The sequence below is a fragment of the Porcincola sp. LCP21S3_C12 genome, assembly GCF_052118625.1.
GTDB lineage: Bacteria > Bacillota > Clostridia > Lachnospirales > Lachnospiraceae > Porcincola.
In genome coordinates this window covers 38,548-62,406 of the sequence record NZ_JBQKGW010000017.1, presented here as the reverse complement: position 1 = coordinate 62,406, position 23,859 = coordinate 38,548, and the positions used below count along the sequence as shown (strand labels likewise).

The following is a 23,859-nucleotide window of genomic DNA, read 5'->3' as shown; positions in this document are numbered from 1 at the left end:
ATGCGGCTTTCATGCGGCAATTCTGTTACTCTGCCAGTGCCTTCTGGATGCCCTCCAGCAATTCATCATACGTTTCAAAGGCTGGCAGCTGCGGATAATCCTTTCGGATCTGATCGGTCGTGCGGAATAAAAATCCCGCCTTGCTTGCCTTGATCATTGCAAGATCATTAAACGAATCTCCGGACGCAATGGTATCAAAGCCAATGGACTGGAGCGCCCTGACTGTATTCAGCTTGGAATCCGGAATCCGCATCCGGAATCCTGTAATCATTCCATCCGGAGCCACCTCGAGCGTGTTGCAGAACAGTGTCGGCCATCCAAGTTTCTCCATCAACGGTGATGCGAACTGAGTGAATGTATCACTGATGATGATTACCTGTGTCTGCGTGCGAAGTCTGTCTAGAAATTCTCTGGCTCCCGGAAGCGGCTCAATCGTTGCAATTGTATCCTGGATCTGTCTGAGTCCCAATCCATGTTCGCGGAGAATGCCCAGCCTCCACTGCATCAGCTTATTATAATCTGGTTCGTCACGAGTCGTGCGCTTCAGCTCGGGAATCCCACTCGCCTGAGCAAATGCAATCCATATTTCCGGTACAAGTACTCCTTCAAGGTCCAGGCAAACAATATTCATGTCACTTCTCCTCCTGAAATCTGTCAACTGTCTGACTATTCTGCGCCGAGAATTCTCAACGACTTCACCCCGTCCATCGCATCGATTTGATCCATCATCTCCGTTACGTCCCCGGTCTCAGGCATCACCTGAACACTGATCGAGGTCGAGGCCATTCCCGATACCGGGATAGACTGATGAATTGTCAGAATGTTTGCACGTGACCTGGCGACAATCATCAGCACATCGCTCAGAAGCCCCGGCTCATCCCGCATTTCGATAAGAAATGTGATTGTCTTTCCCCTTACATTCTCATGAAATTCAAATATGTCATCCTTATATTTGTAAAAGGAACTTCTTGAGATTCCGACTTGATCGGTTGCTTCAATCACTGAAGGTGGATTCTTTCCCTCCAGAAGTCTTTTCACCTCCACAACCTTCAATAAAACCTCCGGAATCGCATTCTGTGTCACGACATAATACTTTTTCTGCTCATTCTGCATCTTCAGAAACTTCTTCCGCCTCCGCCTGCTGAATAGCCGCCTGATGTTGTGTGCGTTGACGTTGTCCCGCCGCCGGATGACCCTCCTCCGCTGTCATTTCTGGGAATTCGTCTTGATGTTATAAACTGGTTTACAAGCCTGTCATCCCGCCTTTTCAATGTAAGCCCGACCTGGTCTCTCTCCGAAAATCCATCCCCCGAAACACCTTTCATCGAATAAGCGCCTTTCACAGAAGCAAAAAACGCCAGAAAACCGGCTGCCCCCGCCAGAAGGGATATCAGGATCTTGACCGGGGTAACGGTCTTCGGCTTGTGGTAAACGGTCACCTCACCTGTATCCCGGTTTATAATCCGTGTTCCGTCCTGGATTCCCTTATTGTAATAACGGCCTGTGTCCTTCAGCATGCTCTTGAATGTTTTGTCGTATTCTCCCTCGCTGACATACTCATACGCATGATCCAGAAGTGTATCGACTCTTGCATCTGTCAGATAATACTGCAGACCGCCATAGGTTGCAATGTAGATCTGGCGGTTATCCATGTCAATGACATAGCTGGCTCCGCTTGCTGTTTCCGGGCCATCATCTGTCAGGGACTCAAAGTACGCCTCCGCAAACTGCTGCGTTGTCTTTCCTTCTGTCTGATTCGTTGTGACAAGCCGAAATTCATATCCGGTCTTCTGGGAGAGCTCAGCAGCCTGCTGCAGCAGTTCTGCCTCTTCCTCTTCCGTAAGCAGCTGTGCGCGGTCTTCCACACTGGCCAGCCTGCTGCCGGATGCATAAATCAGTCCTGTGTTGTTCTCTGACTCTGCTCCGAATGCACGCTGACTGCATGCTACCGAAAATCCCAGGACTGCTGCAGCCAATAGCAGAAAAAATCCCGTCACCAGCCTGGAAACGCTGTCTTCTCTGTTTTTTCTGATATTCATAGGCATTCCTCCTCACATCAGAAAATATAACAGTGCCAGGACAATCACAAACAGACTCCCTCCGAGTGCCCCGGCAAAAGCCGACAGCTTCACCATGTCGACCGGAAGCCTTCCATGAATTTCCCCTGTCTGACCATTCATGGCAAAGTAATATTTTGCTCCGTCCAGAGCCTTGTATGTCAGCAGCCAGACCGGGAGAAGCATGTATGCATATTGCTCCGACTCTATGCTGAAGGACGATTGTTTTCCAGTGACAACTGAATATTCCTCCATCGTTCTCTCCAGAGCATGCTCTGCATATCGTTTTGCCCTGTCCTGCATCTCTTTTGCAATCTGTTCCGACTCGATGTCCCGCTTCTGTGCGACAAATCCCTGCAGATAGCCAATGGTAAATGGCTTTGCCTCTTCAAGCCGGAATGGCATGACCGCATTGATCAGGTTTTTATCACTTTCCTGAAGTGCATTTCTGGACAGATTCTGAATGTCAATCTGTCCGCCTCTCTCCACATGGAATACCTTGGTTTCTGTGTATTCCATGTCGCCTGTCACCCATGTCCGAATTTGGTTTGCAGCTGCACTCATCTGTCCATCAACGGAAGCATGATATACCCAGAACGGATAATACACGCCTGACAGCTTCTCAACCTGGTCTTTTGTGAAAAAAGCCTTCGGCACGAAGCGTTTATGATGGACATAGTCCAGAAAAATCTCTTCCGCTTTCTTTTTATCGTACTTGAATGGGATCAGTCTGTCCGGCAGATATTTCCCCGACAGCTTCCCTTCCAGAACGATCGGATTGTGGCAATAATAGCAGAAGGTCGCAGCGGTTGTCTCATCCGTGATCACGGTCGCACCGCAGCTCGGGCAGGTATACAAAACCGCCCCCGTCTGGCCCTCATTCTTTCCCTCAGTGGATGGCTCTTTCTCCTTCTGTCCGAGATATGCGGCTTCCTCTTCTGAAACTGTTTGATCTCCTGCCTGCTGCGGTGTCAGCTTTTCCAATTCCTCCTGGGTAAACTCTGACAGACAGAAATCGCACTTGAACTTCTGCAGCTTCGGATCAAACCTCAGTCCGCCGCCGCAATTGGGACACTTATATGTAATCGTTGCCATACAAGCACTCCTTCTTCCGGTTCATCCCGGCCGCCTCATCCTTTCAGTTACTCCGGTTTTCTCGTTCCGCACTCCGTGCAGAACTTTCCGGCATTCAGATGCCCGCAGTTTGGGCAGAACCATTCTCCTGGCTGCTTGGCACGAGCTCCTGCCGGAGCTCCCGATGCCTGCTGGCTGCCCTGTGTGTTCTGTGCATACTGCCCCGGCTGCTGATATGGATTCTGCTGTCCGTACGGATTCTGTCCGCCTGCCTGGTTCATCTGCATCTGCATCAGATTCATCTGGCTTGCAGACTGAGAAAAAGCACCTGCCGACTGCATGCCAAATCCCATTCCCATATAGGCTGCCCCTGCGCCTGCCGGGTTCGATCCTGCAGACTGCAGCCCCTGCGCAATCGAACTCTGCACAAAGCCTTCCCGGATGGTCGGATCCTGCATCATGGCGCCCTGATTGCGCATATTGATCAGCTTCTGCGACTGTTCATCGTAGGAGATACTTCCAATCCCTACCGATACAATCTCAATTCCTCTTATCTTTGTCCAACTCTCGTCGAGAGCATCCGCCATGTACCTGGAAAGCTCCGTCCCCTTGCCGGCCACATAGGAGATCCGGACTCCATCGGCGCTCATCTTATTGATTGCCGTCTGGAGTGCTTCAAGGAACTCGTTCAGGAACTGCTCGTTGATATCCTCCACTTCAACGTGGGATGCATTCCTCGGCACACAGTTTGCATAGAACAGAAGCGGATTGGTGATCCGGATCGAGTAACTGCCAAACGCTCTCAGGAACAATTCTGAATTATAGAAACTGTCGAAATAATTGATCGCATTCCTGGTTCCAAAGCGAATCCCCTTGATCTCCTGCAGGTTGATATAATAAACTCTCTGGTTCTGCGGTGTTGTCCCGCCAAACTTGAAACGTTCCCATACATCCTTCAGACTCTTCTTGATCTCTCCCTGAAACAGAGACGGCTGTGAGGAATTATCCACCACAAAATACCCAGGCTCTGCAGAATAGTCGATGATCTTCCCTCCGTCTGTCAGAAGCATAAACTGGTTGTCGTAGACATGGATGACAGAGCCATTGGAGATCACCTCTCCGCCCTTCGCATAAGATTGTCCCTTTTTCTGCTGGCCTCTTGTAAAAAGCGTCTGAGCCCCCATATCAACGGGTTCTACCGCGTCCTTCCACTGGTCTCTCAGCGCTCCTGACACAGAACCAACTGCCGCACGAATAATTCCCATAGTTTCTCCTTTTCTGGCTGCAGACTGCCGCCTGTAAAAAAGACCTTCAGCTCCGGTCGGCTATTCTCTTTTCAGATGAACTCCCCCGAAAGCCAAAGGTCTGACTTCCTATTTATCGTGATTCTGCTGTATTTCTGCTGTCTTTTCAAATTCTGTCATCCTGCCTGCAGGCTCAGTCCGCTGCCTGAGCCTTCCGATCCGGTCTGCCCAGGCTGTCCCACTTCAGGTACGCATTGATAAATGGATCCAGATCGCCATCCATTACACCCTGCACATTCCCGGTCTCATAGCCTGTTCTCAGGTCCTTCACCATTGTGTATGGCTGGAAGACATAAGAGCGAATCTGGGATCCCCATGCAATATCCTTGACCTCTCCGCGGATATCTGCTGCCTTCTCCTCATTCTCCTCCAGCTTCAGCATGTAAAGTCTCGATTTCAGAATCTGCATTGCCTTCGCTTTATTCTGGAACTGGGAGCGCTCATTCTGGCAGGTGACAACAATGCCGGTCGGATAATGCGTAATTCGAATCGCAGACGACGTCTTGTTGATATGCTGTCCTCCGGCTCCGCTTGAACGGTATGTATCGATTCTGATATCCTCCGGGCGAATCTCAATATCTACATCTTCCTCGATATCCGGCATGACATCACAGGATACAAAGGACGTCTGGCGTTTTCCTGCTGCATTAAACGGTGAGATCCGAACCAGGCGGTGGATGCCCATCTCCGACTTCAAAAGTCCATAGGCATTCTCACCATTCACCTGGAAGGTAACCGACTTCAGCCCTGCCTCGTCACCTTCCAGCGAATCAAGCACTTCCATCGAAAACCCATGCCGCTCAATCCAGCGTGAGTACATTCTGAAGAGCATACTGCACCAATCACAGGCTTCTGTCCCGCCGGCTCCGGAATGCAGGGTAACAATCGCGTTGCTGTTGTCATACTGGCCGGAGAGCAGCGTGCGGATTCGGACAGAATCGAAATTCTCTTCGAATTCCTGCTCGCTTTCTCTTACATCATCAATGACAGATGCATCCTCATCCTCATTGGCCATGTCAATCAGCAGCATCAGCTCCTCATACTGCCCACTGAGCTTCTTGTAATCCGCGATGTCATTTTGAAGCGCACCGAGCTCCTTCTGGGTTCTGGTCGCCTTCTCTGTATTCGTCCAGAAATCCGGTTCAGACATCGTCATGTGAAGTTCCTCGATTCGTTTTTCCTTGTTTTCAAGATCGAGCGAACTTTTCATCTCCGCGAGCGGCTGCTCATATGTTTTCAGTTTCGTCTTCAGATCGTCTAATTCGACCACTTGTCAATCTCTCTTTCCTATACACATAGCGATCCAGCCAGGGCTGTTTCTGCCTTCTGGCTTCAGATACTGGTCCAGTCCTTCCGCGTCAGACCGGCTTTCTTCCGTGGCACTGCTTGTATTTCAGGCCGCTCCCGCACGGGCACGGGTCATTCGGATAAATCTTTTTAGCCTTGCGTTTCACCGGCTGCTTCTGTGCGGAATCATCCCGATTCGTACCGGTTACCTTGGCGACCTCCTCTCGTTCCACCTTCTGCTGTACCTGAACATGGAACATCATCTTCAGCGTATCATTCTGGATGGAGGTTGTCATCTCATTGAACATATCGTATCCGATCATCTTGTACTGGACAAGCGGATCCTTCTGCCCGTATGCTGCAAGTCCGATCGACTGGCGCAGCTGATCCATGTCATCAATATGATTCATCCAGTGCGTATCCACCGACTTCAGCAGAACGACACGCTCGATTTCACGAATATCAGCGCCAGCATCTGTCAGCTCTTTCTCCTTCGCCTCATAAAGGTCATCCGCTTCCTTGATCAGCTTTTCCTTAATCTCACGTGCGGACTGCCCCTTTATTGTTTCTTCCGTAATCGGCGGAAGCGGAATGACAGGACATATCAGGTTATTGAGCTCCTCCAGATCCGGCTTGTCGTCACCAGAGCTCTTCTCATCGCTGACAACACGATCCACACCTTCATTGACACAATCCTCGATCATTTTCATAATCGAAGCCTTCATGTTATCGCCGTCCAGAACCTTGCGGCGTTCAGCATAGATAATTTCCCGCTGCTCATTGTTGACCTGGTCATACTCCAGCAGGTTCTTTCTGATTGCAAAGTTATTCGACTCAATCTTCTTCTGCGCCTTTTCAATGGCATTGGACAGCATCTTATGCTGAATCTGTTCACCCTCATGGACGCCAAGTGCCCTGAATGTGCTCATCATCTTATCAGAGCCAAACAGCCGCATCAGGTCATCCTCCAGTGAAATGTAGAACTGGGACTCACCAGGGTCGCCCTGACGGCCGGAACGGCCACGCAGCTGGTTATCGATCCGTCGGGACTCATGCCGCTCTGTGCCGATTACAAGCAGACCGCCGGCATTCTTTGCCTCCTCATCCAGCTTGATATCGGTACCACGGCCTGCCATGTTGGTTGCAATGGTGACCGCATCATGAATACCGGCATCCTTGATGATGGCTGCCTCCTGTTCATGGAACTTCGCATTCAGCACGTTATGCGGGATCCCCTCCCTGCGCAGCATGTCAGAGAGAAGCTCGGAAACCTCAATCGTGATCGTGCCGACCAGGACAGGCTGATGCTTCTCATGGGCTGTCTTGATCCGCTCAACCACCGCCTTGTACTTTTCCTTTTTTGTCATATAGACGGCATCGTCCAGGTCTTTTCGAATGACCGGCTTATTTGTCGGAATGACAATGACATCCATTCCATAGATGTCTCTGAACTCCTCTTCCTCTGTGAGCGCCGTACCGGTCATACCGGCTTTCTTCGCGTATTTGTTGAAGAAGTTCTGGAACGTGATGGTGGCAAGTGTTTTCGACTCTCTCTTGATCTTGACGTGCTCCTTCGCCTCAATTGCCTGGTGAAGGCCGTCAGAATAACGTCTTCCCGGAAGTACACGTCCTGTGAACTCATCGACAATCAGGACTTCGTCATCCTTCACAATATAATCACGATCACGGAACATCAGATTATGCGCACGCAGCGCAAGAATGATGTTGTTCTGAATCTCAATATTTTCCGGGTCAGACAGGTTGTTGATATGGAAGAACTTCTCACACTTCTCGATTCCCTGCTGCGTCAGTGTGACGATCTTATCCTTCTCATTCACGATGAAATCACCCGTTTCAGTGATCTCCTCGCCCATAATTGCGGTCATCTTTGTGACCTCGCCGCTTGCCTCCCCCCTCTGAAGCTGACCGGCCAGCACATCACAGACCTCGTACAGCTTTGTCGACTTTCCGCTCTGGCCGGAGATAATCAAAGGCGTCCTGGCTTCATCAATAAGGACAGAGTCAACCTCGTCAATGATGGCATAGTTCAGCTCTCTCTGGACCAGCCTGTCCTTATAAATAACCATGTTGTCACGAAGATAGTCAAATCCATCCTCGTTGTTCGTTACGTATGTGATGTCCTTCGCATACTCTGCACGTCTCTCCTGTGACTCCATCGAATTCTGGATGACGCCACAGGACACCCCAAGGAACTCATGGACCGGCGCCATCCAGTCATGGTCACGCTTTGCCAGATAATCGTTCACCGTCACGATATGAACGCCCTGACCAGTCAGAGAATTCAAATAAGCTGGAAGTGTGGAGACGAGGGTCTTTCCTTCACCTGTCTTCATCTCCGCTATCCGCCCCTGATGGAGAATGATTCCGCCGATGATCTGTACGCGGTATGGCTCAAGGCCAATCACTCTTTTTGCAGCTTCCCTGACAGTTGCAAATGCCTCAGGCAGAAGCTGATCAAGCGTTTCCCCATCCTGATAACGTTTTCTGTACTCATCTGTCTTGGCCTTCAACTCAGCATCTGACAGAGCCTGCATCGCCGGCCGAAGCGATTCGACCTTGTTTACAAGCGGCATGATCCTTTTTAATTCCCGGTCAGAATGTGTACCGAAAATCTTATCTGCGAATCCCATATATTTTTCTGCTCCTTTGACCGCCGGCCCCGCAATTGCTCCCCGGCTGCTTTCGTTTACATATTCAATGAACCTAATCTGTTTTATTCTAACATATGGGAGGCAGAAGTGACAATATTTGACAGAAAATGATATGACATGTGAACAGAGTGTGACAGAAACTGCCGGCTCTGTTCCTTCTGTCAAAAGGGAAACAGAGTCGGCAGTCATCTCATCTGTCACTCAGCGATCTGTTAATCCTCCGGTTCAATCAGACCATATGTCCCGCCCTTGCGTTTGTAGACAACATTGGTCTCATCTGTCTCCGCATTGCGGAAAACGTAGAAGCTGTGCCCGAGCAGCTCCATCTGAACACAGGCATCCTCCGGATACATCGGTTTAATGTCAAACTTCTTTGTACGGGCAATCCGGATCTCCTCGACCGGTTCCGTTTCCTTTTCAATAAACTCTCTTCTGAAGCTTCCATCCCTGTGTCCCTCGATCAGCTTCTGCTTATATCTTCGAAGCTGCCGTTCAATTACTTCCTCAACCAGGTCAATCGAAACATACATATCATTCGAGACTTGTTCAGATCTGATGACGGTTCCCCGCATCGGGATGGTCACCTCAATCTTCTGGCGATCTTTCTCGACACTCATCGTGACGATTACCTGCGTGTCCTCTGTAAAGTAGCGCTCCAGCTTCCCAAGTTTTTCCGTGACCGACCTTCTCATGGATTCTGTCACATCAATGTTTTTTCCGCTGATTGTAAATCTCATAAGCACAGCCTCCTTTGGGGAATTTTCTTACAATTATTATACTACAGCAAACGTGTATGAACAACACGTCCATTTGAAGATTGGCATATTTCACAATTCCCGTTATCCCAGAACTTCTTCCGCATATTGAACGGAGGCCATCGCATCTTTGCAATACCGATCCGCATGAATAGAAGCTGCATAGCGCTCTGTCATCACGGCACCTCCGACCATGATCTTCACATCCGGCGCTTTCTCATGAAGCTGACGGATGGTCTCCTCCATGTTCGCGACGGTTGTCGTCATCAGAGCAGAAAGGCCGACAAGTCTGACCTTCCGCCTGACTGCAGTCTCCACAACCGTCTCCGGCGGAACATCCCTGCCCAGATCGATCACATCAAACCGGTAGCTCTCCAGGAGCACTTTTACGATGTTTTTTCCGATATCATGGATATCTCCCTTCACAGTCGCAAGGATCACGCTCCCACGCCTGTTTCCTCCCTGCCCGGAGGCCTCCATCCTCTCTTTCAATACCGCAAATACTCCTCTTGCGGCCTCAGCGCTCATCAAAAGCTGCGGAAGAAAGACTTTTCCCTGCTCAAAATCCTTTCCGACCTCATTCAATGCCGGAATCATGCACTGATTGATGATCTCCAGAGCCTCCCGGGATTGCAGCAGAGCTTCCGCAGACTTCTGAGCTTCCTCCCGAAGTCCCTTCCTGATGCACTGAATCAGCCGGGCTGCATCCGGATTCTCTGTCAACTCTGCATTGCCGCTTAAAGATCTCTGATTCTTCTCTATCTTTTTCCCAGCCTTTGCGGTGTCAAAGTCAAAATCAGAAGTGCTCCCTTCTTTCAGGATTTTTCTGAGGTCTTCCTCCCACACAGCTCCCTTCGGAAGCGCTGGCTTGAAATCAGCATAGGAGCTGATATATGCACCGCAGTTCTCATCCTCTGCAGTCAGCACCATATATGCATCAAAGGCTGCCTTCATTCCCTCTGAGCACGGATTGATAATCGCAGCATTCAGTCCATTCTGAAGCGCCATTGTAAAGAAGGTCTGGTTAATGAACGCCCGCTGCGGAAGTCCGAATGAAATGTTGGAAACGCCAAGAATTGTCTTCGCTTTCAGCTCCTCATGAACCCTCTTCAAGGTGTCAAGCGTCACCAGTGCGCCGCTGGGATCCGCACTGACCGTCATGCAGAGGCAGTCAATGATAATATCCTTTTCCGGAATTCCGTATTTCTTCGCTTCCTCGAGAATTTTACCTGCTACTCTGACACGTCCTTCTGAAGTGTCTGGAATACCGTTCTCATCAAGTGCCAGGGCTACAATAACACCTCCGTATTTTTTAACCAGCGGAAAGACTGCATCCATACTCTCCTTTTTCCCGGAAACAGAATTCACCATCGGCTTTCCGTTGTAGACCCGCATCGCCGCTTCCATTGCCTGGATGCTGGATGTGTCGATCTGAAGCGGCAGCTCCGAAATGCTCTGAATCTGCCGGATTGTTTCACAGAGTGCGCTTGTCTCATCTGTTCCCGGTACCCCGACATTGACATCCAGAATATGGGCACCCTTCCCCTGCTGTTCAAGTGCCATGTCAAGGATATAACTATAGTTCTGATCCCGGAGAGCCTGTGCCATCTTCTTTTTACCGGTCGGATTGATCCTTTCTCCGACGATGACCGGCCTTTTCCCGATTGTCTGTGCAACTGCGTACGAGGTAACGATTGTCTCCTGTTTCTGAACGATGACCGGAGCTTTTCGTCCCTCAGTCACTTTTTTCACGGCCCGTATATGACCCGGTGTCGTACCGCAGCATCCTCCGACCGCAGATACCCCTGCATCAAGAAGGTCAGAGATATCCTCCGCAAATTCCTCTGGCCCGACGTCATAGACCGTTTCCCCGTTCTCTGATCTCGGCAGTCCGGCATTCGGTGTACAGATAACAGGAACAGATGCATATCGAAGCAGTTCCCTGGCAGTCTTCAACATCTGTCTCGGGCCAAGCGAACAGTTCGTTCCAAGTGCATCTACATGCAGCCCTTCCAGCATTGCAACAACCGCTTTCGGAGTTCCGCCTGTCAGCATCTTCCCGGATTCATCAAAAACACAGGTTGCAAACACAGGCAGGGATGAGTGTTCCTTGGCAGCCAGAACAGCTGCCTTGAGCTCATGCATATCGCTCATTGTCTCAATCAGGATTGCATCCGCGCCATATTGGACACCAAGCTCTACCACCTCTGCATAAACTGAGACAGCTTCCTCGAAGTCGAGATCTCCCATCGGTTTCAGAAGTCTTCCGGTCGGTCCCAGATCGAGTGCAACCAGTCCGTGTCCAGCCTGCCGCACTGCCTTGTGTGCGCAGTCGAAGGCACCCTTGACAACCTGACTGAGCGTAAATTCATCTCCCCGGATCTTCAGCCGGTTCGCTCCAAATGTGTTGGTACTGATCATGTCCGCTCCGGCATCCAGATAATCCTTATGAATCTGGATGACTGTATCCGGATGCAGCAGGTTCCACGACTCCGGAAGTTCTCCCAGCCCGATTCCTGCCTTCTGGAGCATCGTGCCCATCGCCCCATCAAACAGGATGATTCTTTCCTTCATCGTTCTACGTATATCCATGTGTTCTCCTGTTCCCGGGTCTGGCTGACAGCCCCCTGTTGAAAATGATCTCATCGTTCTCCCGTGTGCTTATCCGGCTGATGAATTTCTGCGATAGAGACAGTCCACCTTGCCGCACACCTCACATCCTTCTCTGACGCAAGGCAAATGCTCTCTTCCCGCCCCAATCACAGCTGTTACAGACTTGCTTGGAATCATCAGCAGAGACTCAGTCAGTGCGATTCCGACCCTCTTTTCAACCTGAAGAGCTTGAAAAATATCCCGCTGATTGTCAAGCGGGAAATCTCCATAGCCCGGCGAAAACCGCGGTCTGAGATACAGCCCTCGGCCTGCCGCCTCTGTCCTGATGGCATCGTTTGCCAGATTGCACCACGCTTCGATCATGGCCGCCGATGCTGCCTGCATCACAACCCCCCGGCTTGCATTTGTCAGACTGTACCTGTGCAGCAGCAGATCGACCTTCGTCCCTATCGTAGCGGCCATCACAATGATATCGCTGCATCCTCTCAGGTTTTTTTCCAGGCTGCGGCTGTGTGTCCGGAAACAAGTCATGTCAATCGTATGAAGCTCGTCCTGCGGAACATGCAGTGGAAACATCTGATGAAATTCTCTCAGCTGTACGTTATCTGCCAGCTCCTTGAGAACACTCTCCACCAATGCCTGTGTTGCCTGATCCGGTTCTCCGTTCCGAATCCCAAGATATCTGTAAATTTCCTGTCTGTTGACCTTCAGTTCTTCTGGATTTCCTGTCATATTCATTGCTCGTCTAATGTTGTCTAGAAAAATCTCTGCTCGCAAAAGGCCCTCCGGCCGCTGAAATTACAGCGTCGGTTATTTCGTTTCCCTTCCGCACATCTCAAGAATGCTCCGATACGCCATTCTGCCCCCGAATAAGTCCAGCGCACTTCCGATCGTCACATCGACCATGCCTTTCCCATGATTCCGGACTGCTTCAAGATCCTGAAAACTTCCGATCCCGCCTGCATATGTAACCGGAAAAAGCCATTGCTTCTCCCCTGTGAACGCCGCTGCAATCAAATCGACTAGTTCCAGCTGCGGCCCACTCTGCCTTCCCTCCGCATCCACTCCATGGATGAGAAATTCATCGCAGAATTCGGACAGTTTTCTCAGAACATGAACACTCAGCTTCACATCTGACCACTTCTGCCACCGATCTGTAACAATATAAAACCCATCATCCTTTCGTCTGCATGACAAGTCCAGAATCAGATGTTTTTTCCCTACCGCTGAAACCATCTGTTCAAGATGCTGACGGTTAAACCGCCCTTCCGAAAAAACGTATGAAGTCACAATGACGTGGGACGCTCCCGCATTCAGATAGTCCCACGCATTCTCCGGAGTCACCCCTCCTCCAAGACTGAAGTCTCCCGGTTCTGCATGAAGCGCCTCGAGTGCCGCATTTCTGCTCGTCTCATAATATGGCGACCCGGCTGGATTCAGAAGGATGATATGGCCGCCCTTCAGATGGTCCTTGTGATAAAAACGCGCAAAATCCGCCGCTGATTTCTCCGCCACGAAATTCTCGATGGCGCAGTTTCCGTCGTCTCTGAGCGAGCCACCGACAATCTGTTTTACTTTTCCATTATGGATATCGATACAGGGACGAAGTCTCATCGCACTACCTCAGAACAGTCCAGTGATCTTTCCGTTTTCATCAACATCAATATTCTCTGCTGCCGGATGTGTCGGCAGACCAGGCATCGTCATAATGTCGCCGGTCAGCGCCACGATAAAACCTGCACCGGCATTCACCCTGAGGCTGCGGACTGTTACACGGAAATGCTCAGGAGCCCCAAGTTTCTTCGGGTCATCTGAGAATGAATACTGTGTCTTTGCCATACAGACGGGAAGATTTCCAAAGCCCATCCTCTCAATCTGTACTGCCTCCTTTACCGCAGCATCACTCAGCAAAGCGCCGTCTCCTCTGTAAACCGTCCGGACAATCTGATCAATCCGCTCTGCAATCGTTCCTTCAAGCGCATAGGCATACCGGAAATGATTCGGCTCTTCACACAGTCTGACGACTTCCTCCGCAAGCCCCTTACTGCCTTTCCCGCCCTTGGCCCACGCCTCAGACAGAACGACATTCACGCCACGCTTTCTGCATTCTGTTTCAACCAGCTCCCACTCTTTTTGTGTATCTGTTGGAAATGCATTCAGCGCGACCACGCAGGGCAGCCCAAAGACATCCCGGATATTGCTGACATGCCGGAGCAGATTCGGAAGCCCTTCCTTCAGTGCCTGGAGATCTTCCTCGCCAAGCTGGTCCTTTGCCTTTCCTCCATGCATCTTGAGCGCACGTATCGTCGCCACCACGACTACGGCATCAGGATGTATCCCGGCTTTTCTGCACTTGATGTCCAGGAACTTCTCAGCTCCCAGGTCTGCGCCAAAGCCAGCTTCCGTAACGGTGTAATCCGCCAGTTTCATGCCCATCTTTGTCGCGATCACAGAATTACAGCCATGTGCAATGTTTGCAAACGGGCCGCCATGGATAATCACAGGTGTATGTTCCAGTGTCTGAACCAGATTGGGGCGGATTGCGTCCTTTAAAAGCGCCGCCATCGCGCCTTCCGCATGCAGATCGCCCGCCGTCACAGGTTTCTGTTCCGAAAGCTTCCCATAGGTATATCCGATAATCAGTTTTGAAAGTCTTTTTTTCAGGTCCGAAAGATCAGAGGAAAGACACAGGACCGCCATCACCTCCGATGCAACCGTGATATCGTATCCATCCTCTCTGGGCACTCCATTGGCTTTTCCGCCCAATCCGTCAACAATAAACCGCAGCTGACGGTCGTTCATGTCCACACATCTTTTCCAGGTAATCTTTCTCGGATCTATGTTCAGCGGATTGCCATGATAGATTGAGTTATCAATCATGGCCGCGAGCAGATTGTTTGCTGCGCCGATCGCATGGAAATCTCCCGTGAAATGAAGGTTGATATCCTCCATCGGAACAACCTGCGCGTATCCGCCGCCTGCTGCACCGCCCTTGAGCCCAAATACCGGTCCCAGCGATGGTTCCCTGAGAACTGCACAGGCCTTCTTTCCGATCACGGAAAGCCCATCTGCCAGGCCAACAGAGGTCGTCGTTTTCCCCTCACCAGCCGGTGTCGGTGTGATGGCTGTCACGAGGATCAGCTTTCCATCCGGCTTGTCTTTCTGATCTTTCAGAAGCCGGTTGTCGATCTTCGCCTTATACGCTCCATATAAATCCAGATATTTTTCATCTATGCCAAGTTTCTCTGCAATCTCCCTGATCGGCCTGATTTCAGCAGCCTGAGCAATCTCGATATCCGTTCTGACCGTCATGTCCTACCTCCCTCATCCTCCATTGCTGCCGTTCTTCTGTTTTTCTCAGAGAAGATCCAGCTTTTCCCTCCAGACTGAAACCACTGCATCCGACGGCATCCGCAGATCCCCTCTCGGAGACAGTGCAACGGACCCGACCTTCGGCCCGTCCGGAATGCAGGACCGCTTGTACTGCTGCGAGAAAAATCTCCAGTAGAATGTCTTCTCCCACTTCAGAATTACATCATCCTCATAGATTCCTCTGAACGCAAGCTTCGCCAGTCTGTAGATTTTCAGCGGATCAAATCCAAACCGCAGGACATAGTACAGGAAAAAGTCATGCAGCTCATATGGCCCCACCAGATCCTCTGTGATTTGCGCGATCACACCATCTTTAGGCGGAAGCAGCTCAGGGCTCACAGGCGTGTCAAGCACATCCAGAAGTGTTTCTCTCAGCCGGTTATCTCCGCAGGTATCTGCAACATAATGTACAAGATGTCTGACCAGCGTCTTCGGAACCGAACAGTTGACAGCGTACATGGACATATGATCGCCATTATAGGTTGCCCATCCCAAAGCCAGCTCAGACATATCCCCTGTTCCGATCACCATCCCGCCATACTGATTGGCAAGGTCCATCAGAATCTGTGTCCGCTCTCTTGCCTGCCCGTTTTCGTATGTTACATCCGTCACTGACGGATCATGTCCGATATCCCGAAAATGAATCTGGACTGCTTCTTTAATATTGATCTCTTTCAATGTACAGCCAAGGATCTTCGACATCTCAACAGCATTGTGATAAGTCCTGTCAGTCGTTCCGAATGCCGGCATCGTGACAGCAATAATCCCGCTGTGATCCATCGAAAGCAGGTCGAAAGCACGTGCAGTTACGAGCAGAGCCAGTGTCGAATCAAGTCCTCCTGATATTCCGATCACAGCCGCCCTGCTGTGCACATGTTCTATCCTTTTCTTCAGTCCCAATGCCTGGATCGTCAGAATCTCCTCACATCTGCGTTCCCTGTCAGCCTGCACGTCCGGAACAAATGGCCTCCTGTCATATGTTCTTGTCAGAACTGTCTTTTCCATCCTCAGAGTAAACGGAACGATCCTGTATGCCGCAGATGGCTCCGAAGGGTATGTCGTCATCCTCCTGCGCTCTGCCAGAAGCCTGTCAATATCAAGTTCTGCATATGTAATCCCGCACGTAAACCTGCCGGAGTTTGCAAGCATTGTTCCATTTTCACAGATCATCCTCTGCCCGCCAAAAACGAGATCCTGTGAGGATTCTCCCTCTCCCGCGCTGGCATAGATATAACCTGTGATCAGCCTGGCGGAGGTCATCGAAACCAGCTGTTCTCTGTAAACGTTCTTACCTGTCACCTCAACCGATGCTGATAAATTCACAATCAGGTTTGCACCTGCCATCGCAGCTCTGGTGCATGGCGGATCAGGCGTCCACAAATCCTCACAGAGTTCTGCGCCGACCACCAGATCCGCAAGGCCTCCGGGTGTCTCTGCTTCCGCGTCCTGTGATTCTTCATCCTCCGGAATACACCGAAACAGCAGGTTCATTCCGAATGGGACTGTCTGCCCGAAAAATGATATTTCCGTGACAGTCTCAATGCCAGGGTGAAACCATCTGGCCTCGTAGTATTCATTGTAGTTGGGGAGCGACCGCTTCGGAACAAATCCCAGAATCTTTCCTCTCTGAAGAACAGCTGCAGTATTATACAGCTTTCCGCAAATCTCGATGGGCAGCCCGACAAAAATCAAAGACTCCAGGTCTGCTGTCCTGTGTGCAACATCAAGAAGTGCCCTGCCAGCTTTCCGGATCAATGGTGCCTGCAGAAACAGATCCCCACATGTGTAGGCAGTCAGAACCAGTTCTGGAAAAACGATAATCTTCGCCCCTTCTTCAGCTGCCTCTCTGGAAAGCCGTATGACCTCTTCCGCATTATAGGAAACATCCGCAACGCGGATCTTTGGTGTAACAGCAGCTGTCTTGATAAATCCATCCCACATGAATGATCCCCTCTTCCGGTTTCCTCATCATCCAGATACCGGCTCATCAGTCAGGGGCTTGTCAGCCCTTTCGTCTTTCTACAATTTTCCTGAGTTCATCGGCGTCAAACCGATAGGTTTTCCCACAGAAATTGCATGCAATGTCGATCGGCTTGTCATCTGCAGCCAGACTCTCAAGATCACTCAGCTGCAGCGTCGACAGGACATGCCTGACACGGTCCTTCGAACAATCACATGAGAATGATACTGGCATCTTCTCTTCGATCTTTACATGAAGCTCTCCCAGCACCTGGCTGAGAATCATCTCCGGTGTAAGGCCATCGGAGAGCATGGATGTGACCGATGGCATTGACCTGAGTGCTGTCTCAAGCTGATCTATGACTTGTCCGTCCGCCTGGGGCATCACCTGTATGATAAAACCGCCAGACTGCCTGACACTAAGGTCCGTATCAACCAGAACTCCAAGCCCGACAGAGCTCGGTACCTGCTCTGATTCTGCAAAATAATAGGTCAGGTCTTCCGCAATTTCACCGCTTGGCATCTGGATGGTTCCGACATACGGCTCTCTCAATCCCAGGTCCCGGATGACAGTCAGCGTCCCTGCCCCAACGGCTCCGGCAACATCCAGATGACCGTTGTCCTTCAGCGGAAGATCGATTCCCGGGTGGTTCGCATATCCTTTCACATGACCCTTCGAATCGGCCGTCGCTGTGAGTGCGCCGATCGGCCCGTCTCCCTTTACCTGAATTGTCAGAACACCCTTGTCTTCCTTCATCATACTGCCCATCATGACCGCTCCGGTGAGCAGCCGTCCAAGCGCTGCCGTACAGACAGGCGTCATCCTGTGCGCCTGCCGTGCGTATTCCGCTGTCTCTTTTGTCGTTGCGGCAAATGCTCGGATTGACTCATCCGCTGCAACCGCCCGCACCATGTAATCCATCAGTTATCTGTCCTCCTGGACGCGCACGAGGCGGTCCCTTCTACCAGACATATCTGCCTGAATGTTTTCTGCCGGAATGTTCATTTCCGGAATATTCTTTCCCGAATCAAACCCTGAATTCCCGGTTCCGTCTGTTCTCCCTGCAATCATCCACATTCAGAATATCCGGAGCCCCTGCACAATCAGGCCTCCGGCAACCCCCAGAATATAGAGAAGGATCGTCAGCTGGATATTCTGCCTGGTATGACGGTTTGTCCGGAACAGCACAAGCAGTCCGACGCCCGCTCCGACCATCAGCCCTGAGACCATCGCTCCGGCACTCATGATTCCCTCCAGATACAGCTGCGTGAGAGCAATTGATGCCGCGCAGTTCGGTATCAGACCAATCAGACCGGCAAGCACTTCTCCGATTACAGGCTGGTTCAGAACCAGGTTCGACAAATTCTCTGTTCCTACGATTGTAAGAAGAATATTCAGCGCAATGGAAATCAGCAGAATGAAGAATGTGATGCTTACAGTATGCTTGAGCGCTGATCTGACGATTCCCTTCTCACAGTGACAATGTTCCTGTGTACAGATTCCGTGAATGCCAACCCCGATTCTTCTCTCATTCAGTTTTCTGAACAGAAAATCCACCAAAAATCCTGCGATCACTCCATAGAGTGCTTTCACAATCAGAACCTTTGTGATAAAACCTATTCCGGCTCGTTCAGACAGCAGGATCGGAAGCATCTCATCCGATGTTGACAGAAACACTGCAATCAGGGTTCCCGCGGTTATGACTTTGCCCGCATACAGACTGGCTGCGGCTGCGGAGAAACCGCACTGGGGAATCACTCCCAGAACGCCTCCCACAAGCGGTCCCAGACGCCCGGCCTTTCTGATTGCTATTTTTGTATGATCCGATGTCCGATGTTCGACCCACTCCATTACCAGGTAGGTGATAAACAAGAACGGAATCAGTTTCAGCGTGTCCAGTGTTCCGTCCCAAATTGCGTCAAGTATTTTCATGTACAACTGTCTTACTCCTCAACCGGGATTGTTATATGAAATCCCCGGCTTTACTCAGCTCAGCGGATACCGGGCTGTCAGCGTTTCCACAAGTTTCCTGCATGCTTCCGACTGTGCATCTCCTTCCAGAATTGTCTTTGCGATCACATCTGCTACAACATCAAAGTCCGCCTCCTTCAGCCCCCTTGTTGTCGCTGCAGGCGTTCCGAGGCGAAGTCCGGATGTGATAAACGGGGACTGCGGATCATTCGGGATGGTGTTCTTGTTGGCAGTAATTCCGACTGCATCCAGCGCAGTCTCCACTTCCTTTCCTGTCTTCCCTGTATTTGTCAAATCCACAAGCATCAGGTGGTTATCCGTTCCCCCGGAAACAAGGCGGATTCCTCTTTTTGTCAGTCCGTCTGCAAGGGCTTTTGCATTCTTCACCACCTGGCTGCAATAAACTTTAAATTCCGGCTGAAGCGCCTCTTTGAAGCAGACAGCCTTGGCTGCAATCACATGCTCCAGAGGGCCTCCCTGGATACCTGGAAAAACGGCCTTGTTAAGCTTGTGCTCCTTCGCAAACTCCTCACTGGACAGAATCAGTCCGCCGCGCGGACCGCGAAGCGTCTTGTGTGTTGTCGTTGTCACGACATCCGCATACGGGAACGGACTTGGATGAAGTCCCGTTGCAACCAGTCCAGCTATATGGGCAATGTCGACCATAAGATAGGCGCCGACACGATGCGCAATCTCCGCAAACCGCTGAAAATCAATGATCCTCGGATATGCACTTGCCCCCGCAATAATCAGCTTCGGTTTCGACTCCTCCGCGATCCGCTCAACTTCATCATAATCAATATATCCATCTGCGTTGACTCCATAGGGGACAACATGAAAATAAGCACCGGAAAAATTGGCCGGGCTTCCATGCGTCAGATGTCCTCCTTCTGATAAATTCATGCCCATCAGCGTATCGCCCGGCTTCAGAAGGGCAAACTCCACCGCCATGTTTGCCTGTGCGCCGGAGTGAGGCTGGACATTGGCATACGTGCAGCCAAACAGCTGCTTTGCTCTTTCCCTGGCAATGTTCTCGATGACATCCACACACTCACAGCCACCGTAGAACCGGTGCCCCGGATACCCTTCCGCGTACTTGTTGGTGAGCGGGCTCCCCATCGCTGCCATTACCGCATGGGATACCCAGTTTTCTGAAGCAATCAGTTCAATATGGCTGTTCTGTCTGGCAATCTCGGATTCAATTTCTGAAGCAACTTCCGGATCTTCTCGTCTTACTTCATCAAGCGAATACATGGCATTCTCTCCTTTTTATACAGGCTGAACCCAACATCTTGTGCATTTCTACAAATATAAGCAGAATTTATCCGAAAAGTCAACGAAGGATGTACTCTGTCAGGACGGATGCCAGGTTTGCGCAGATATGCAGGAGAATCGGTGCCTCCAGACCTCCCTCCATGTACAGGAAAACCTGCAGAACCAGTCCCATCGGAAACGCATAGAGCATCTGAATCGGGTTCCCATGAAGAACCGAAAACAACGCAGAAGTTAATACGGCCGCCCTCCATCCTGAGATTTTCCTTCTAACGGTACCGAAAACCAGTCCTCTGAACAGCAGCTCCTCGCATACAGGTGTCAGCATACAAAAAACGATCAGCTGCTGCCAGAGCGGTGCAGAATAATAAGCCCGCTGCACGTCGTTTGTAAAATACTCTGAAATATGAATCTTTGCTGTCAGCCATCCATAGAGCAAGGATAAACCCGCCCCGGCGATCCCCGCTGCCAGAAGCCAAGGACCTCTGTTCCGGAGCCCGCTCTTCTCTTTAGAATGAATTGACAGCTTCCACCTCTTCAGCATCAAGAGGTAAGCAGGAATCAGCAACGCCGACGCAGCACCGGATGCGGCTGTATCCACATCTGGAAGGGTTCCTGTTTTTTCTGCTGCAGCCTGGAATACAGCCGTCATGATGCCCGACACAAACAGCCACAGAAGTACCGGTAAAAACGCACTTCGGTAATTTTTGTCCATATTCCCTGTTATTTTTGTTTCCTCTCTCTATTGATTTTTGTCTTCCAGATCACCAGAAGACATACTGTGCCGCAAGCAGACAAAAGCGGGAAAGCAAAAATCATTGGTCTGCCTGCCCAGCGACGCTCCTCTCTGCGGTCATCCAGATAGCGTTCCTCATGAGCGATCCGGACCTTGTCCCTATTCAGTGCGCCTTCTTCCGCCTGAAATTGCCTGCGTCGATCCCACTCGTTGGAAATCGGCTCTTCTTCGGTCTCACTTCCCATTCTTCGTTCAGCCAGCTCCCTCGCACTTTCTCCGGGAACTTGTTTCTCAGGAATCTTTCCTTCCCTTTTAATGAAAACAGGATATTCTTCAGACCAGCCCTCATTGCCTGCCTCATCTACTGCAAAAATCTGGAGACGCTGCCAGAGCTGGCTCATGCCCAGTGTGACCTTGAGGCTGCCTCCATTCTCCCGAAGCTGCCTGGCTGAGTATGTCATCAAGGGTTCCGTGTTCAGGTATACAACTGCACGCTTGAGCGCCAGATTATCACGCACGTGCACTCCAATCGTCATCTCATCCGCCCTGTATACGCCGAACTTTTCGATTCCGCTTACAAGGAACCGGGGCGGTTCGGTGTCCACGGCAAATCGAACCTGCAGAGTCTGCCTCTGGCTGTCTGCACGGTTTCCTGCCTGATCCGAGGTCATCAGTATGACATCATAAAGACCGCTTTCCTGAAAATAGTCTGCTGCAACTACATGACGATATTGCCGTATCCCGGTATTCCCGGATGCGTTCGAACGCATCTCTCGTCTTGCCCCTGCCTTCGTCCTCTTTCCATTCTTCATCACAAGAACCATCGCATCCTTGACATCACTGATATTGGATTCCAGGAATACCACGTCAAATGGTTCTTTGTGATAATAGGTCTGCAGTTTTCTCTGGCTTTCGGGCGCAAGTCCATATACGGAGCCATTCCGATTGATACAGAACACCAGCTCCTTCTTCCGTACGTTTCCGGCGATATCCCGAGCGGAAACAGTCATATGATACCATGCATCCGCTTCTTTCGTATGATCGAAGTCTGCAAACTGTATTTCCACCCCCTCTTCTGATTCTCTCCTGCCGCTTTCTGACGGAGCCTTTCCGCCTGACAGCGATGAGAACTGAACGGAAGCTGATCCCCTCTGGTACCAGCGATCCCGGATGGAACAGACAATCCGCACGATTCCGGAATAAGCGTCTCCATCTGAAACACCATCGACCTCAATCAGAGGGTCTTCATGGTCAACAACGATCGGGGGACTGCAGACGAATGCGGCATTGCCTGCAAGATCCTGTGATTCCACCTCAATCTGCCAGATTCCTTCCTCCTGGAGGCTGAGCGTTGCCGAAGTATCCGGGAGTCCTTCAATCCAGCTGCCTGGATCTTGCAGGATTCTCTGCACCTGACTGCCCCTCCTTACCCGGTATCTGACGCTCCTCATCCCGCTTCTGTCGTCTGGCTGAGGGATCACTTCGACTCGGCAGACTGACGGTGTAAACGCAATCCCATCAGTCATGCGCGCATCAGTAATGATCAGTCTTGCGGGTGGCACCTGCCCGTCCGTCGTCACGGAAATCTCAACCGGAAGAGATCTGGCGAGAAGCTCTCCCTTTCGGTTTGTCTTCGTCAGTCTGAACTGTAAGGTACCATCCTCATTGATTTCATCAATCTTATATCCTTTGTTATAATGGATATTTTTCCTGATTCTGACCTCCAGTCCCCTTCCTTTCCTGATGATCAGCCTCCCATCTCTCCTGACAATGCTCTCTCCTTCGATTTCAAAATGTATCCCTTCCCTTACCATCTCATGCATGATTCTGACAGAACCACGCCTGTACAGCGGACTCTTTTCATCCTCACAAAACTCATAGTTTTCTGTCGGGTTGCCAGTCAGACAGAGGCCGTCCCTTCGTTTCATGACAAGTGCCCCCTCATACACTGCATCCTTTCCATCCTCGTACATCGGACTGTCACTCTGAAGCACCGATTGATCAACCGTGATCTCCGGCGCTTCAAAATTCTCTGGGATGACAGCGAATCCCTTCTCATCCGTCAAAAAGCCGGACACCGCTACCCGTAAAATTCTGTCCGGTGGAACAGTGCCCCCTTCCCCGTCCTTCATACCAGCGTTCATTTCAAGCTCGGATGATGCGTCAGGCCAGATGTAGGCCATCTGTGCCGGCTTTCCATACACCTTCTTTCCATCCGGAATTGTGACGGAAAGCACTTTTTTCTTCACTTCAACAACCAGATCCGGTTTTGTAAAACCGTCTGCAATATGGATTCGGCCTGCCGTTTCCGGATCCTCTGAAGAAATTCTGAAATCATACAGGACGTTTCGCAGCCCTGCATCCGGGCTCTCAAGGCGGGCGTCACATGTCACTGATACCTTCGGCGGTACCAGCTTTCCCTCCGCATTGTCAGACGGTTCTTCAGAATCTGTGTCAGTCTCAGAACATCTCCTCCTTATATCCCAGCTGAATGCAATGCGAATCTGGTCCGTTCCATCATAAACCCGCCCCTCTTCCGGCACCTCCGGATGGATATCTGACAGAACAATCTCCCAGACCGGCTCCTCCGCTTCCTGTTTCTGAGGAACTTCTGTCTCTCCGCCATCAACTTCCTGCGGGTCGTCTGTCTCCGGTTCCGTCTGCTCCTCTTCCTGTTCATCCGCTTCTCCAGACTTTCCAGCCCTGTCTCCGTTCTGCTTTTCTGTCTCTATCCGCCTTGATTCACCTGCATGCGCACTGAATGCCATCTGACGCGCCTGCGTCAG

At 50.9% G+C, this 23,859-nt stretch carries 18 protein-coding genes; all 18 read right to left on the bottom strand.

Annotated features, from left to right (window positions below):
- Positions 1–25 precede the first annotated feature (25 nt).
- The 18 genes from thrH to ACTQ1N_RS09655 all read right to left on the bottom strand — a co-directional run bounded on the left by thrH (position 26) and on the right by ACTQ1N_RS09655 (position 23,841).
- Entirely contained in the window at positions 26–631 is a 606-nt protein-coding gene (gene thrH, locus ACTQ1N_RS09740) for a bifunctional phosphoserine phosphatase/homoserine phosphotransferase ThrH (protein WP_441956566.1), read from the bottom strand.
- A gap of 35 nt (positions 632–666) precedes the next feature.
- Positions 667–1,113 (bottom strand): ACT domain-containing protein, encoded by a 447-nt coding sequence (locus ACTQ1N_RS09735; protein WP_441956565.1) that lies wholly within the window; start codon positions 1,111–1,113, stop codon positions 667–669.
- 2 nt (positions 1,114–1,115) lie between these two features.
- Entirely contained in the window at positions 1,116–2,039 is a 924-nt protein-coding gene (locus tag ACTQ1N_RS09730) for a TPM domain-containing protein (RefSeq protein WP_441956564.1), read from the bottom strand.
- A gap of 12 nt (positions 2,040–2,051) precedes the next feature.
- Positions 2,052–3,152: a TFIIB-type zinc ribbon-containing protein gene (locus tag ACTQ1N_RS09725; protein ID WP_441956563.1), complete on the bottom strand. Its 1,101-nt coding sequence runs from the start codon at positions 3,150–3,152 to the stop codon at positions 2,052–2,054.
- A 47-nt stretch (positions 3,153–3,199) separates the two neighbouring features.
- Complete coding sequence (locus ACTQ1N_RS09720) at positions 3,200–4,396, bottom strand: SPFH domain-containing protein (protein ID WP_441956562.1); 1,197 nt, start codon at positions 4,394–4,396, stop codon at positions 3,200–3,202.
- Between the two features lie 172 nt (positions 4,397–4,568).
- Complete coding sequence (gene prfB / locus ACTQ1N_RS09715) at positions 4,569–5,705, bottom strand: peptide chain release factor 2 (protein WP_277067654.1); 1,137 nt, start codon at positions 5,703–5,705, stop codon at positions 4,569–4,571.
- 88 nt (positions 5,706–5,793) lie between these two features.
- Complete coding sequence (gene secA / locus ACTQ1N_RS09710; protein ID WP_441956561.1) at positions 5,794–8,373, bottom strand: preprotein translocase subunit SecA; 2,580 nt, start codon at positions 8,371–8,373, stop codon at positions 5,794–5,796.
- A 233-nt stretch (positions 8,374–8,606) separates the two neighbouring features.
- The gene (gene hpf / locus ACTQ1N_RS09705; protein WP_441956560.1) at positions 8,607–9,131 is read right to left on the bottom strand and encodes a ribosome hibernation-promoting factor, HPF/YfiA family; all 525 of its coding nucleotides are present in this window, start codon (positions 9,129–9,131) and stop codon (positions 8,607–8,609) included.
- Positions 9,132–9,233: 102 nt separating this feature from the next.
- The gene (locus ACTQ1N_RS09700) at positions 9,234–11,741 is read right to left on the bottom strand and encodes a homocysteine S-methyltransferase family protein (protein WP_441956559.1); all 2,508 of its coding nucleotides are present in this window, start codon (positions 11,739–11,741) and stop codon (positions 9,234–9,236) included.
- A gap of 69 nt (positions 11,742–11,810) precedes the next feature.
- On the bottom strand, positions 11,811–12,494 hold the full coding sequence (locus ACTQ1N_RS09695; protein ID WP_441956558.1) for a vitamin B12 dependent-methionine synthase activation domain-containing protein: 684 nt from the start codon (positions 12,492–12,494) through the stop codon (positions 11,811–11,813).
- A 78-nt stretch (positions 12,495–12,572) separates the two neighbouring features.
- A complete protein-coding gene (gene hisA, locus ACTQ1N_RS09690; protein ID WP_441956557.1) occupies positions 12,573–13,376 on the bottom strand; it encodes a phosphoribosylformimino-5-aminoimidazole carboxamide ribotide isomerase in 804 nt (267 codons plus the stop codon).
- Positions 13,377–13,385: 9 nt separating this feature from the next.
- Positions 13,386–15,074, bottom strand: a complete 1,689-nt coding sequence (locus ACTQ1N_RS09685; protein ID WP_441956556.1) for a formate--tetrahydrofolate ligase — start codon at positions 15,072–15,074, stop codon at positions 13,386–13,388.
- 45 nt (positions 15,075–15,119) lie between these two features.
- Complete coding sequence (locus tag ACTQ1N_RS09680; RefSeq protein ID WP_441956555.1) at positions 15,120–17,075, bottom strand: NAD(+) synthase; 1,956 nt, start codon at positions 17,073–17,075, stop codon at positions 15,120–15,122.
- 61 nt (positions 17,076–17,136) lie between these two features.
- Positions 17,137–18,018 (bottom strand): Hsp33 family molecular chaperone HslO, encoded by an 882-nt coding sequence (hslO, locus tag ACTQ1N_RS09675; RefSeq protein WP_441956576.1) that lies wholly within the window; start codon positions 18,016–18,018, stop codon positions 17,137–17,139.
- A 153-nt stretch (positions 18,019–18,171) separates the two neighbouring features.
- Positions 18,172–19,026 carry a putative manganese transporter gene (locus tag ACTQ1N_RS09670; protein WP_441956554.1) on the bottom strand — a complete coding sequence of 285 codons (855 nt, stop codon included), beginning with the start codon at positions 19,024–19,026 and terminating at the stop codon, positions 18,172–18,174.
- A 54-nt stretch (positions 19,027–19,080) separates the two neighbouring features.
- On the bottom strand, positions 19,081–20,319 hold the full coding sequence (glyA, locus tag ACTQ1N_RS09665) for a serine hydroxymethyltransferase (RefSeq protein ID WP_441956553.1): 1,239 nt from the start codon (positions 20,317–20,319) through the stop codon (positions 19,081–19,083).
- Between the two features lie 79 nt (positions 20,320–20,398).
- Complete coding sequence (locus ACTQ1N_RS09660; protein ID WP_441956552.1) at positions 20,399–21,052, bottom strand: CPBP family intramembrane glutamic endopeptidase; 654 nt, start codon at positions 21,050–21,052, stop codon at positions 20,399–20,401.
- Positions 21,053–21,060: 8 nt separating this feature from the next.
- The gene (locus ACTQ1N_RS09655) at positions 21,061–23,841 is read right to left on the bottom strand and encodes a hypothetical protein (RefSeq protein WP_441956551.1); all 2,781 of its coding nucleotides are present in this window, start codon (positions 23,839–23,841) and stop codon (positions 21,061–21,063) included.
- Positions 23,842–23,859 lie beyond the last annotated feature (18 nt).

Coding starts and splice junctions, on each gene's coding strand:
- hpf (WP_441956560.1), bottom strand. CDS start 9,131: ATGAGATTTACAATCAGCGGAAAAAACATTGATGTGACAGAATCCATG.
- ACTQ1N_RS09700 (WP_441956559.1), bottom strand. CDS start 11,741: ATGGATATACGTAGAACGATGAAGGAAAGAATCATCCTGTTTGATGGG.
- ACTQ1N_RS09660 (WP_441956552.1), bottom strand. CDS start 21,052: ATGGACAAAAATTACCGAAGTGCGTTTTTACCGGTACTTCTGTGGCTG.
- hisA (WP_441956557.1), bottom strand. CDS start 13,376: ATGAGACTTCGTCCCTGTATCGATATCCATAATGGAAAAGTAAAACAG.
- thrH (WP_441956566.1), bottom strand. CDS start 631: ATGAATATTGTTTGCCTGGACCTTGAAGGAGTACTTGTACCGGAAATA.
- ACTQ1N_RS09725 (WP_441956563.1), bottom strand. CDS start 3,152: ATGGCAACGATTACATATAAGTGTCCCAATTGCGGCGGCGGACTGAGG.
- ACTQ1N_RS09730 (WP_441956564.1), bottom strand. CDS start 2,039: ATGAATATCAGAAAAAACAGAGAAGACAGCGTTTCCAGGCTGGTGACG.
- ACTQ1N_RS09720 (WP_441956562.1), bottom strand. CDS start 4,396: ATGGGAATTATTCGTGCGGCAGTTGGTTCTGTGTCAGGAGCGCTGAGA.
- ACTQ1N_RS09655 (WP_441956551.1), bottom strand. CDS start 23,841: ATGGCATTCAGTGCGCATGCAGGTGAATCAAGGCGGATAGAGACAGAA.
- secA (WP_441956561.1), bottom strand. CDS start 8,373: ATGGGATTCGCAGATAAGATTTTCGGTACACATTCTGACCGGGAATTA.
- ACTQ1N_RS09685 (WP_441956556.1), bottom strand. CDS start 15,074: ATGACGGTCAGAACGGATATCGAGATTGCTCAGGCTGCTGAAATCAGG.
- ACTQ1N_RS09735 (WP_441956565.1), bottom strand. CDS start 1,113: ATGCAGAATGAGCAGAAAAAGTATTATGTCGTGACACAGAATGCGATT.
- ACTQ1N_RS09695 (WP_441956558.1), bottom strand. CDS start 12,494: ATGACAGGAAATCCAGAAGAACTGAAGGTCAACAGACAGGAAATTTAC.
- ACTQ1N_RS09680 (WP_441956555.1), bottom strand. CDS start 17,075: ATGTGGGATGGATTTATCAAGACAGCTGCTGTTACACCAAAGATCCGC.
- ACTQ1N_RS09670 (WP_441956554.1), bottom strand. CDS start 19,026: ATGAAAATACTTGACGCAATTTGGGACGGAACACTGGACACGCTGAAA.
- glyA (WP_441956553.1), bottom strand. CDS start 20,319: ATGTATTCGCTTGATGAAGTAAGACGAGAAGATCCGGAAGTTGCTTCA.